The 11854-nt window shown below is 46.1% G+C and carries 11 protein-coding genes; 8 read left to right on the top strand and 3 right to left on the bottom strand.

Annotated elements, in window-relative coordinates:
- The first annotated feature begins 99 nt into the window (after positions 1–99).
- From ACJJI7_RS12445 to ACJJI7_RS12425, 5 genes are all read left to right on the top strand, one after another.
- Positions 100–444 carry a hypothetical protein gene (locus ACJJI7_RS12445; protein WP_444902034.1) on the top strand — a complete coding sequence of 115 codons (345 nt, stop codon included), beginning with the start codon at positions 100–102 and terminating at the stop codon, positions 442–444.
- Positions 445–537: 93 nt separating this feature from the next.
- Complete coding sequence (locus ACJJI7_RS12440; RefSeq protein ID WP_444902035.1) at positions 538–891, top strand: transposase; 354 nt, start codon at positions 538–540, stop codon at positions 889–891.
- Positions 843–1730 carry an IS3 family transposase gene (locus ACJJI7_RS12435; protein ID WP_444902036.1) on the top strand — a complete coding sequence of 296 codons (888 nt, stop codon included), beginning with the start codon at positions 843–845 and terminating at the stop codon, positions 1728–1730. Before ACJJI7_RS12440 ends, ACJJI7_RS12435 begins: the two co-directional genes overlap by 49 nt.
- 2040 nt (positions 1731–3770) lie before the next feature.
- Positions 3771–4370 carry a hypothetical protein gene (locus ACJJI7_RS12430; protein ID WP_020412332.1) on the top strand — a complete coding sequence of 200 codons (600 nt, stop codon included), beginning with the start codon at positions 3771–3773 and terminating at the stop codon, positions 4368–4370.
- Between the two features lie 95 nt (positions 4371–4465).
- The gene (locus tag ACJJI7_RS12425) at positions 4466–4969 is read left to right on the top strand and encodes a GNAT family N-acetyltransferase (RefSeq protein WP_444902037.1); all 504 of its coding nucleotides are present in this window, start codon (positions 4466–4468) and stop codon (positions 4967–4969) included.
- A 440-nt stretch (positions 4970–5409) separates the two neighbouring features.
- Here the strand turns inward: ACJJI7_RS12425 and ACJJI7_RS12420 are convergent, their stop codons facing one another.
- On the bottom strand, positions 5410–5571 hold the full coding sequence (locus ACJJI7_RS12420; RefSeq protein ID WP_157533383.1) for a hypothetical protein: 162 nt from the start codon (positions 5569–5571) through the stop codon (positions 5410–5412).
- Between the two features lie 406 nt (positions 5572–5977).
- Between ACJJI7_RS12420 and ACJJI7_RS12415 the strand changes: the two genes are divergently transcribed.
- Together ACJJI7_RS12415 and ACJJI7_RS12410 are read left to right on the top strand one after the other, a co-directional pair.
- Positions 5978–6658 (top strand): DUF6629 family protein, encoded by a 681-nt coding sequence (locus tag ACJJI7_RS12415; protein WP_020412330.1) that lies wholly within the window; start codon positions 5978–5980, stop codon positions 6656–6658.
- Positions 6659–7241: 583 nt separating this feature from the next.
- The gene (locus ACJJI7_RS12410; protein ID WP_020412329.1) at positions 7242–8348 is read left to right on the top strand and encodes an ABC transporter ATP-binding protein; all 1107 of its coding nucleotides are present in this window, start codon (positions 7242–7244) and stop codon (positions 8346–8348) included.
- Between the two features lie 6 nt (positions 8349–8354).
- Here ACJJI7_RS12410 and ACJJI7_RS12405 read toward each other — a convergent pair whose 3' ends face one another.
- Positions 8355–10040: an ABC transporter permease gene (locus ACJJI7_RS12405; protein ID WP_282951353.1), complete on the bottom strand. Its 1686-nt coding sequence runs from the start codon at positions 10038–10040 to the stop codon at positions 8355–8357.
- Positions 10041–10161: 121 nt separating this feature from the next.
- Positions 10162–11193, bottom strand: coding sequence for a Fe(3+) ABC transporter substrate-binding protein (locus ACJJI7_RS12400; RefSeq protein ID WP_353376781.1), 1032 nt, complete (start codon positions 11191–11193; stop codon positions 10162–10164).
- A gap of 265 nt (positions 11194–11458) precedes the next feature.
- On the opposite strand from ACJJI7_RS12400, the gene ACJJI7_RS12395 reads away from it, so the two are divergent.
- Complete coding sequence (locus ACJJI7_RS12395; protein ID WP_444902038.1) at positions 11459–11767, top strand: hypothetical protein; 309 nt, start codon at positions 11459–11461, stop codon at positions 11765–11767.
- Positions 11768–11854: the final 87 nt, after the last annotated feature.

The raw sequence follows: 11854 nt of genomic DNA, 5'->3' as shown, positions 1-11854 counted from the left end.
CAAGCACATCAAACACGTTCCGGCCGCAAAAAACACTGCCTCCTCTGGACAGCTTCACCTGCCGTTTATGTGGACGTTATGAGTACTGAGATTTAAAATATGGAAACAGTCACTTGCTATAGGCCAACCGGCGAAAAAGAGTTAGAGCTGGTTAAGGAGTCAGGCTATAAGAAATGGCCACCTCGTTTGCCAGAACAACCAATTTTTTATCCAGTTACAAATGAAGAGTATGCCATTGCCTTAACACAGTGGAATATCACCGATTTCGGTGCAGGTTACGTAACCAAATTTGAGGTGGTTAAGTCCTTCATGGAAAAATACCCCATAAGATGCGTGGGTGCCAAGTCACATACTGAATGGTGGGTGCCGGCTGAAGATCTGGAAGATCTTAATAAAAATATTGTTGGGAAAATCGAAGTGATAGGTGAGTACCGGAACCCATAACAAGTCAATTAACTACGCGCCTTCGGCGCCCGACAGCTTACAGAAACCTTCCCCCACTGAGTAGACGCCTACCTTTTGAATAGGGTAGGAAAAATGCCGAAAATACTGAGTGAAGAGCGGGTTGTTGAATATTCAACAGAGTGCAAAGTTAGAGTGGTAGCTCTCACTAATCAACTGAAAGTAGATACGACTACAATTGCCAACATTATTGGTTTGCATCCAGTAATGGTGTATAGATGGCGACAGGAAAGTAGAGAAGGCAAGCTGGTCGAGAAGCCCAGTCGTAGAATAAGTATGACCAAGACAACGAAAACTCAGTCTCAAACTGGTGATAAAGAGATAAGACGTCTAAAAAAGCAGGTTAAGAAATTGCAAAAGAAGAATGATTTCCTAAAAAAGTGGGAAATGTACCTGAAAGATCCAAAGCCGAAAGATTCTCGTTCATAGCACTTAATCGATCAGACTTTGGTGTCAGGTACTTATGTAGATACTTGAATGTTTTACCCCAAGGGTTTTATAAGTGGCTCAACCGTGATGAGAGCACTCAAGACATAGAAAATAGGCGAATTCTAGGGTGTATCGAAGCTATCTATGCGCAGCATGATGGTAATTATGGAAGTCCAAGAATTAGCGCAGAGCTGAAAGCTAATGATGAACGAATAAATCACAAACGCGTTGAACGCCTTATGAGAGAGGCTGGAATCGTGGGGAAAGCTGGAAGGATCTATCGTCGACGCCCTTTGCTTGGAAATCCTTGCATTAAGGTTGAAAATTTACAAAGAGAGCATGGTATGCCGAGCAAACCAGACTCTCAATGGGCTGGTGATGTAACCTATCTGAAGATCAATAGGCAATGGCAATATTTAGCTGCGATTATTGATCTTTACTCCTGGAAAGTGTTGAGTTGGGAATTGTCGGATACTCGAACTGTTGAACTAACACTGTCAGCGCTAAATAAAGCTGTCCGTCTCAGAAATATAGGATCAGATCTAATATTTCACAGCGACCGAGGGTCTGAGTACGGTGCTTATGCATACCAAAACCGACTCAAAGAACTGGGTATTGAGCCGAGCATGAACCGTCCAGGATGTATGAATGACAATGTGTATGTAGAATCATTTTTTCAAACACTGAAAACTGAGAGTTTTAAAGGATTTAATTTTGAGTCCGTTAAGGAGCTGCGAGTTAACTTAGCTTGGTATCTTGATAGGTACTATAAATTTAAAAGAAGACATGGTTCACTTGGGTTCAAAAGCCCAGATGAATATGAAAGAATGGCCGCATAAGATGAATATAAGGTGGCGTCTACTTTAAGGGGGGAAGCTTCACACGCCGCTTCGCTATATTTCAGCTGCGGGTTATTGATGCGTTGTGTGAATTATATTGATATGTTAAAGGAATATCTAAATCTTAGATTGATAGGGGCTTTTTTATTGATTTCAGTATTTGTGGTCATGCATATAGGCTATTACGATACTGTACTATTGATTCCATTTATAATCAGCATCCCGCTTCTTGGATACAAAATGGTCCCAAAAGATAGGGTTGAAACGTGGCCGCACAAGTTGTTGTATTTTATATGGGCCAGTTTGGGAATGCTTCTAGGAAGGCATATTGATACCCATGCTTTATTATTCATTAAATCAGTATTTGACGATATTTTTATTATTTCACTGCTATGTTTAGGCGTGTTCTTAATTTACTATGCTAACACGATTAAAAAATTATCAGAGAAGAACGAGGCATGAAGCACATAACAAGTGGCGTCAATACGCAGCCTTTGGCTGCCGGACTCAGCACTTCGTGCTTCGCAGTTGCACCAGACGTTATGTTTTAGGAGTGACTGAAAATCATCGCTAAATTTTTAAAAGTTGCAGGTGTAATTTTTGCTCTCGCCGTTATTGGAATAGTAATTGTTATCGGTTATGCATTCAACCCATGGAGTAATGATGATTATGCAAATCGGCAGCAAGTAGAAAAATATTGTAGTGGGTACGTCACTTACTATACCCAGGAAATGTGGGATGGCACGATTCAGGTAGTAATCTATTCAAGAAAGGTAGGACCTGAAGCTATCGAGGCACCTAATGGAGAGTTACCAGCCTCAGTCGGTAAAGTAGTGATATCTGAGTTCCGGCAGCCAAATCAAGAATATGGTAAAGGTCTTGTGTTTGGTGCAAAGCAATTACAGTTCTGTGGTGCTGGCGGGTGTAAAAACATAACAAGTTGCTCAAGCCTCGTTACGGCCAAAAAGCAGTCTCAACTGGACGCGCTAAAGCGCGCCGCTTAGCAAGGCGTTATGTTTCTATGATGACCCGAATATTTTTTGTATTAGTGACAATCAGTGTTTCAGCGTGTGCCATGCAGCGCGTGCATCACAATGTCGTGATCGTAAGTTAAGCCCCGGAGGGGTGCAGAAAAGTCCACTGGTATTCGGTAAGAGCTAATTCGGAAAATTCGCTTTCTGAGAGAGCAAAATCAAACGCGTATAGACGTGGAGCAAATACAATTTACAGTCCGTCAGGTACTGAGGTTGCGTTGCACTCAAAATATCAAATGGAGCAGTATTTTCAGTCATATGTGTGCCCAAAAACATAACAAAGCCGGGCAGTTTGCTCCGGGCCTTCGCCTTCGGGCCTGCGCGGGGCGGCCTACACTACGTTTCTGCCGCTCCTGCTGTGGGCGTTATTGATAAGAGCATGGTAGCTATAAGTTTTTAAATGGCGAGAAAAGCAGTAAAAGGGCTTGGAAAGAACTAGAAGGATTAGAAGAGGAAAATTCACAAGGAATTTTACTCTTTTGTATGGCACTTTTATGTTTATTTACATGCCTCTCTATTCTCATATAGATAAACTGGGTTTCAGAGTACCGTCTCTAGTAGAAATCTAGATGGTGAGGAGCATCATCGTCAATGCTATTCGGGCTCAAAGCCCACATGACTGTTCGAATTATGCCTAGTGAGTGCCTGTCACGTTCCTACTTGCTATCGGTCTTTATGAACCGGCTCTGCAACGAACTGTGGTAAACAAAGCCTTCGGTAGCTGCCGAAGGTGGATCTCAATTTACCCATTAGAGAAAAGGATTTTCAACATCAGAATCGGGCAAGAACAACCAAACAAGGGCAGACAACGGACCTCCGGTAACTGTCACCTTTTTTGCTGAGCACAAAAAGCGCCAGTTACTTCCGGTGGGTGATGGCGGCGTGAGACGGAACCTGATGAATTGGACTAATCGGCCACCAGCTAATAACTTTAGACGGATTGTATTGGAACGATAGTTACACCTAAAAGCAAAAGTCGGGCATAGAAAATACGAGGCATGTAATTATGAATTTTACTAATAAACAAACTGTCCAAATCACATCATATCTGCTGTTGGTACTGGCGCTTACGCAGACAGTTTATACTGCTCTCTACATTGCTGAGATTAACGCCCCGCGGCAAATTCTCTGGGGGCTCGAAGCCTTACTCTTCACTATTCTCTCAGCATTTGCCGGAGCCGCAATGGTGCAAGCTAGTAACTATCAAGTTGGATGGTCCGCCATTGCGTTCAGCGCAGTACTGAATGTAGTCCAGGTTAGCATTGGTCTTACCATGTTCGGACCATTTCGCGAAGCCGCTAGTCAACTTGACGTGCTTGGAACTACGGCAGGAGCAGTTGTAGCCTTGTCCTTCATGATCTATTACGCAGCAAAGCTCTTGTTAGGCTTTGCTGCACTCATTTTTGGAATAGCCAAAATGCATGGGAATAGCAAGGCATTGGGAGGTGTGACTGCATTAGTTGGCGCTGTTGCCATATTCGCTAATGCAATTTTGATTGCGTTTGGACGAGATGCCTTTTTGCCCTCTGCTATTGCTGGAGGATCTGGCGTTATTGCAACCTTGCTTTTAGCGCTCTGTCTGATTAACTTTGTCCGCGAAAACTAATGTGCGATATTTACTCTAACAAGTTTAGGCAACGGATCAAAAATCCTGGCGCCTTTTCGGCCCGCTGCTAAAGGCGTTAAACTGAAGGGAAAAGTATGATACCAATAATAGAGACCGAAAGGCTCAGATTAGTTCCGCCAAGCAAAGAGTGCTTTGAAGCATATGAGGAATTTTATACAGATAAAGAAGCATCAAAAATGTATGGCGGGCCTATTAAAAAAGAACAAGTTTGGTCTAGATTGAAAGCCGATCTAGGATCATGGCATTTACTTGGCTTTGGTGTTTGGGCCATCCAATTAAAATCAGATAATAGCTATATTGGAACGTGTGGTTTTTGGCAGGGTAAAGACTGGCCTAGAGAACTTACTTGGTGGGTAACACCTGAAGGGCGAGGAAAAGGTATAGCTACAGAAGCATCTAATGCAGCTTTGTTGCACGCTTATAATGAGTTCAAATGGAATATAGTAGAAACCTATATGGATGATGAGAATATTGCTGCACGTGCCCTAGTAGAAAGGCTAGGTGGAAAAAAAACTAGGCGGGTACAGTTTAATGACGGTTTGAGTAGAGATATCTACGCATTACCTAAACCAGCCTAAAAAACCAATTAATCCGATCTCTATACGCTACGCCTCTTTTTTCACCTTATTAGAGTGTTGGAAGTCATCTATAAATAACCTAAATATCAAGATGACTTTTATAATTTTATTGTTGTCGGCTATTTCCGTGGCATGCAACTAAGTTACTTGGGATTACCAAAGTACAAAACGAGGCCATTTTGAACGCTCTAGTCGTTCGAGTATGACCAGTAATCCGGGAAAACTGTGACTCGAATGGCAGTGAGTGTCCGCCTTTACCACAACATCCAAAATGAGCCGTAAATTCACGATCATAAAAGTGTGACAAGGACGCCCAGGTTTATGGGGTTATCAACTTTGACTGCCGGTTCTTGTTTACCGCGGGTAGGTTTAACCGTGGTATCCACGTCTAAAATCCAAGTTGTCGTTGATAGGAGACGATAACTCTCAAGTAAATGTTGCTACAACAAATCTTTAGCGAGCTTTTCTGCCAGTTTGAGCAAGACGCGACGGACTGAGCCATCGCTAACCACATTAGTCATACTCAATAGCTCCGTTGTCGCGGGATCAGTGGCGATCCAAGCTAAACGCGCGTAACGTGTTTGACCAGATAGTACCGACATACCCCAAATACATTTAATTTAGTGGGAGCATTATTACCTTAATATGCAGCGGGCGATCCTCAATTCAAGGGTCAAAACGGTGGCCAGCGTTTATAAATGAATAAAGAACGACTACTGACCGAGCGGCATCGCATTGGCTTGTTGCCCTCATGCGACATAGACTTTGTCTGTATAAGTATCGATTTCCGTGGGCAATTTTGATGCATCTTTGTTGATGTTTTCAGATTCACTCACTGGAAGAATTGAAAGCACTGAACTTGATATAGTCTTCACAGATCAACTCCAAAGTTTAGTACAAATTAGCGAAGTTATACTGATTTTCCAGGTTAAGGCTATTGTTATGTTGTACATTAAGTCATAAGACCCTGGCTTAAAATACATTATTCTACATATAGAGAATATCCTTATGTGTTTTTCAGCCACAGCATCATTCGGATCAGCAGCGCTGCTTCTTGTCGGCGGGACTTTGTGTATAAGACACGCTATAAAAAATGATAAAACCTATTTGTTGCTCGCGATTACCCCTATTCTTTTTGCGCTACAACAAGTGAGTGAAGGCGTGGTATGGATTGGACACAACGGAAACTTAACCTCACTGACAACAGCATCTTCTATTTTCTTTTTATTTTTTGCTCTACTTTTTTGGCTTGCCTGGATACCAATCGTAGCCTTTAGCCTTGAAACAAAAAGATGGAAAAGGATTTTTTTTATTATATTAATTATGATAGGTTTTATTTTTGGCTTATACCTTTGGATACCTGTCCTATTAGAAACAGGGCCAAGACACTTAATAAAAACGAGTGTATGTGGGCATAGCCTATGTTATATCATGTCCGATGACAGCTTATTCTCCATTACAGCAGGACATATTATTTATTCTTCACTTGGTTTCTTATTTCTATTATCGAGCAATCTAATTTTTAGAAAGTTTTGGGCACTTGTCATGCTACTCGGTGTTATCGTCTACTTTACTCAGCGTGAAACATGGGTATCAACCTGGTGTTTCTTTGCTGCAATATCGACCTTATGGATTTACTTTCTATTAATAAATGATCATAAAGCAAAGATTAAAAAACAAGCTTCATGACTATAGTGGCAAAGTTAATTTGGCCACAGCGCTAAAGGTAGAACTTACCCACGTTTAGTAGATACCTTGTATAGTTAGGTTTCGGCCTAAAACGGAAGTGTGGCATAGACAGGAGGAAAACTCAGGCGTATACGGAGCTTTGATTAGCCTCTTCAAAAAGTTTTACTCCAGTTTTCCTCACTTCAAAAGCGAATTCCAATCATCACATCGACCTCAGTATTGATGAGCGTCCAGTGAAGATATCCCTCCCTGAAAAATTCAATGTAAGTGATGTATTATTATCTCCGTTCGAAATCACTTGTAACCCAATACACGACTAAATACCTAGGCTGATGGTATAATCTGAATTGGACCAGCTTATTTTACAATTAGATGTCGATACTATTCAGCTGATCACTATGATTATGGAGTAGGCGAAATCTCAATATCCTTGAGAATGGATATATTAGCGTATGGGGTTTATGTTGAGTGTTTTAACAACCTGCCTGCTTAAAAAACACCCAACTCTACTCCGATCAAAAGAAGCCTCCGCTGTACAGCTAAAGGTATGCTTCACACTAGACTGGTTGGTTTAGTGGTAAGTATGATCAGCAACTACACTCGAAAGCTGCCCGAAGTGTTTAAAAGCCAAACTACCGGAAAACCTGTGCACCCCATACTCTCTATAGAAAACCTGCAGTGCTGCTACGGCGAGCAGGTGGTTATCGAATCAGTCTCGTTTGCTTTGCAGGCAGGGGAAATTGCCTGTTTATTGGGCCCCAGCGGCTGTGGCAAAACGACGCTGCTGCACGCCATTGCAGGTTTTCAGCCGGTTACTGAAGGGAGTATCCAGCTCTCAAAGGAGGTGATTTCCTCCCCTGAGATACAGGTTCCAGCAGAGCAGCGGAAAATAGGGGTGGTATTTCAGGACTACGCCCTCTTCCCACATCTTACCGTTGAGCAGAATATTGCCTTCGGTATCCAGTCGATGCCAAAAAACAAGCGGCAATCCCGCACTCAGTCGTTACTACGGTTAGTGCGCCTCGAAGGCTTCGGGCAACAGTACCCGCACCAACTATCCGGCGGACAGCAGCAGCGTGTCGCTCTGGCTCGAGCGCTGGCACCACGCCCCAAGTTGTTGCTTCTGGATGAACCCTTCTCCAATCTGGATACCGAGTTGCGCCGAAGTCTCGCCGCCGAAGTCCGCCATATACTACGTGAGGAAAAAATCCCCGCGATTATTGTTACCCACGACCGCCACGAGGCCTTTATTGCTGGAGACAAGCTGGGAGTACTCAGCCAAGGCCAATTACAGCAGTGGGACAGCCCACAGGATACTTATCAGAAGCCGAGGAATTTGGCGGTTGCGAGAATCGTCAGTGAAGGAAATATCATTTCCGGTACTGTTGTGGGCAATGACCTGATCAGCACCCCTCTGGGGGAAGTAAAGGTGCCGACAGCTGCGTACGAAAGTGGAGATCAGCTCGAGCTGTTTGTGCGCAGTGAGGATATTGCCGCAGGCGAACATCCCGGTGCTGTGATGGCTCAGGTTTTGGAAAAGAATTTTCTCGGTAACCAGGTAAGCTATCGCTTCCAGCTGGCCGCAGGGGATACTATCGAGGCCGCTTTGAAGGCAGATATTCAAGCGGCACCGGGCGATAAACTTCCCCTGCACCTCTCCTCTGCACTGGTGTTTGACCAAGCCCAATAGAAGCTATCAGGACAAGGCGGGCGTTTCAGAGCTCGCCAGGGCTGTGCGCTCCTCACCTCTACGCCAACCAATGGAACGACTCAGCATAATCACCGGAATTAATCCCACCAGGACAATCAATAAAGCCCCCATGGCCGAGCGTTCCAACATCTCATCGGAAGCAAATTGATAAACATAGGTCGCCAGGGTGTCAAAGCCGAAGGGGCGCAGTAGCAAAGTCGCCGGCAGTTCTTTCATACAATCCACAAAGACCACCAAGCCGCCTGTGAGAAGGCCTGTACGCACCAAAGGTAAATGCACGGCCCACAGGGTTTGCCAGCTATTACGCCCCAAAGAGCGGGCAGCCCTATCCATTGATGGGGTTACCTTCTCCAGACTGGATTCTATGGCCCCCGTGGATACGGCCAGGAAGCGCACCGTGTAGGCAAAAATAATGGCAAAAATACTACCGCTTAACAGTAGCCCTATGGAGATATCGAAGTGCTCACGTAAAAAAGCGTCGACGGCATTATCAAATGCAGCCAGTGGAATCAGGACACCAATCGCCAATACCGCCCCTGGCATTGCATAACCCAGCTTGGAAAAGCCGACTAAAAGCTTCACGGGCCCTTTGGGTTGCAACCGCTTACCGTAAGCCAACAGCAAGCCCAGCAATACAGAGACCAATGCGGCTGCGATAGACAGTAACAAGCTATTGCTGGCGATCTGTATAAAATCTTCGCTCCAATAGCTGGAGAAGTTACTAAGTGCGTATCCTCCCAAAACCAGCAGGGGAATAATAAAACCCGCCACCAGCAGTAACCCGCAGAACAACAGGGCTACGCCGGCTCGCCAACCGCGCAATACATAGCGTTCACGTTGGGAATTTGGTGACTGTACAAAGTGCTTCTGTCTCGCCCGCCCCATTCGCTCCAGCGTAATTAACAGAACAACAAAAATCAGAGTGCTACAGGCAATTTGTGCTGCGCCCCCTAAATTTCCGTGGCTCAGCCAGGTATCGTAAATCCCGACACTCAAGGTGCGCACGGCAAAGAAGTCGACAGTGCCGAAGTCATTCAGGGTTTCCATCAACACCAGTGATAAACCCACTGCAATTGCCGGGCGTGCCATTGGCAGGGATACTCTCAGAAAGCTCTGCCAGGGCGTACAGCCCAATGACCGGCTCGCGGCCCGAATACTGCCGCACTGCTCGATAAATGCCGCGCGCGCGAGCATATACACATAGGGGAAGAGCACCAGTGACAGCATGGCAATCGCCCCACCCATGCTGCGGATTTCGGGGAACCAGTAATCCCTGGCCGTCTGCCAGCCAAACCAGGCGCGCAAGGACTTTTGCACGGGGCCCGCATACTCCAGCAAATCCGTATAGACATAGGCAATGACATAGGCGGGAACAGCAAACGGCAGTAACAGTCCCCATTCGAACAAACGGCGTCCGGGGAACTGGCACATGCTCACCAGCCAGGCACTGCCCACGCCTGCCATCAGCGTTACCAAACCGACACCACCAGCCAGAATCAATGTGGAGGACACATAGTGGAGCAGCACCGTGTCTAACAGGTGCGGCCAGATATTCTCTTCAGGGAAAAATGCCAACCAAAAGATGGATAACACTGGCAGGGCCACTAGTAGGGAAATAGTAGCTATCAGTAGCAGCCAGCGGGAAGCTGATAAATTCGCTCGGTTTAGCATGGATTAAGGAATCAAAAGCTCATTATAAAAGAACGGCCCTGGTCTCTCGACAGGGCCGTTCGAATAAGGCTGAGATAGTGCTGCCAATATGCCAGGCAGCAATTCCCATTAGTTGACCATTCTAAAAGTCAAAGCGCACTTCATCAACCATACGGGAAGCCGCCGGAACGTAGGAACCGATTTCCGTTAGGCTCAGATCGTCTTCCTTGAATTCACCCATATATTCCTTAATCAACCCAGACCGGGCAGTGCCGGGGCGCACCGGGAACTCAAAGTTTTTCTCAGCGTAAGTGTATTGAGCATCGGCGCCACTGAGGAATTCCAGCAGCTTAACGGCATTTTCACGGTTGGGGGCATGCTTGGTCAGCGCCGCACCGGAAATAAACATATGGGTGCCGCGATCCTTCTGGTTAGGGAAGACCAGGTTGACTGACTTGGCCCAATCCACCTGCTCCGGCTGCTCCTTATTGGTAATCATTTTGCCGAAGTAGTAGCTATTACCCAGGGAAAGGTCGCAGACACCCTCGCTGATCGCTTTTACCTGAGCCCGGTCATTGCCTTGGGGCTTACGTGCCAGGTTCGCTTTCACGCCTTGCAGCCACTGCTTGGTTTCTGCTTCACCGTGATGGGCGATCATGGAGGCGATCAGGGACAGGGTATAGGGGTGCTTGCCGCTGCGAGTACAGATTCGCCCCTTCCATTTAGGGTCTACCAGCTCTTCATAGCGAGTAATTTCACCGGGCTTAACACGGTCTTTGGAAGCGTAAATCAAACGCGCCCGGGTGGTCAGGCCGAACCAGTTGCCGGCCTCATCGCGGAATTGTGCCGGGATATTGTCTTTCAGGACTTCACTGTTTACTGGTTGGGTCAACTGCTTGTTAAGCAGGTCCATCAGGCTACTGGTATTGGAGGTGAGCACCAGATCGGCGGGGCTGTTGCGCCCTTCCCTTTGCAGTCGCTCGTTCAAGCCTTTGCTCGCGTAGACCACTTTGGTCTCAATACCGGTTTTCTCGGTGAATTCTTCCAGTATCGGCTCAATCAGAAAGGGCTGGCGGTAAGAGTAAATATTGACTTGCTCAGCGGCATTGGCACCAATGGCACCAATCAAACCAATAGTTGCAATCGCTTTTTGAAATAGAGATCTGGTAAACATGGGAGTCCTATCACCCTCGGGATAACTTGAGAAGCATTCTCATTTGGATGAATGTTAATGTCAACCTGGAACCTCTGTAACCGGCAAAGTCGCAAAATCCCTCCTATGCTTAGGAGCAAATCAGTCACCCTTTTGAGTTTTCATGGTCCGCTTTGCTCCCCTACTCGTCTTGATGCTTTTCATTCACGGCTGTGAGCGTCAGTCCGATAGCCACAGATCTCCCGAGCCCGACACCCCTGCCCCTGACGGGACTGCCAGAGAAGCCATGAAAGAGCCAGTCGCACCGCCCACGCCTATAGGGAACACTCCAGCACCACCAACAGAACACAGTATGAACGCAAGGGATTGCACCCCAGAGTGGTTCGCTTGGGCGCAGCAACAAATCATCTCCAGACAAAGTGCCCATATAGCAAAACTATACCCATCCGGCCTGCCTCCAGTTGGCAGTAAAGAATGGTTTACTGCAGTAACCATATTGACAGGTGGCAGCTTTCCCGGAATAGAACCGGGAAGTCCCGAGTGGTGTGAGCAGATCCAAAAGCGCCTTACTCAAGGAGGTAGCCAGGGCCCATAAAGAGCCAGAAAACCGCTTCTACCGCCGTTCCTCTGGGGAGAGGAGCGGGGTCAATTTATTCCGCTAATAGCGGTCAATCAACTACAA

This window comes from Microbulbifer variabilis (assembly GCF_056232115.1).
The sequence above is the reverse complement of the archived record's forward strand: the minus strand, read 5'-3'. Positions and strand labels throughout refer to the sequence as shown.

Coding starts and splice junctions, on each gene's coding strand:
- ACJJI7_RS12410 (WP_020412329.1), top strand. CDS start 7,242: ATGATCAGCAACTACACTCGAAAGCTGCCCGAAGTGTTTAAAAGCCAA.
- ACJJI7_RS12445 (WP_444902034.1), top strand. CDS start 100: ATGGAAACAGTCACTTGCTATAGGCCAACCGGCGAAAAAGAGTTAGAG.
- ACJJI7_RS12425 (WP_444902037.1), top strand. CDS start 4,466: ATGATACCAATAATAGAGACCGAAAGGCTCAGATTAGTTCCGCCAAGC.
- ACJJI7_RS12400 (WP_353376781.1), bottom strand. CDS start 11,193: ATGTTTACCAGATCTCTATTTCAAAAAGCGATTGCAACTATTGGTTTG.
- ACJJI7_RS12415 (WP_020412330.1), top strand. CDS start 5,978: ATGTGTTTTTCAGCCACAGCATCATTCGGATCAGCAGCGCTGCTTCTT.
- ACJJI7_RS12420 (WP_157533383.1), bottom strand. CDS start 5,571: ATGTCGGTACTATCTGGTCAAACACGTTACGCGCGTTTAGCTTGGATC.
- ACJJI7_RS12440 (WP_444902035.1), top strand. CDS start 538: ATGCCGAAAATACTGAGTGAAGAGCGGGTTGTTGAATATTCAACAGAG.
- ACJJI7_RS12395 (WP_444902038.1), top strand. CDS start 11,459: ATGAAAGAGCCAGTCGCACCGCCCACGCCTATAGGGAACACTCCAGCA.
- ACJJI7_RS12430 (WP_020412332.1), top strand. CDS start 3,771: ATGAATTTTACTAATAAACAAACTGTCCAAATCACATCATATCTGCTG.
- ACJJI7_RS12405 (WP_282951353.1), bottom strand. CDS start 10,040: ATGCTAAACCGAGCGAATTTATCAGCTTCCCGCTGGCTGCTACTGATA.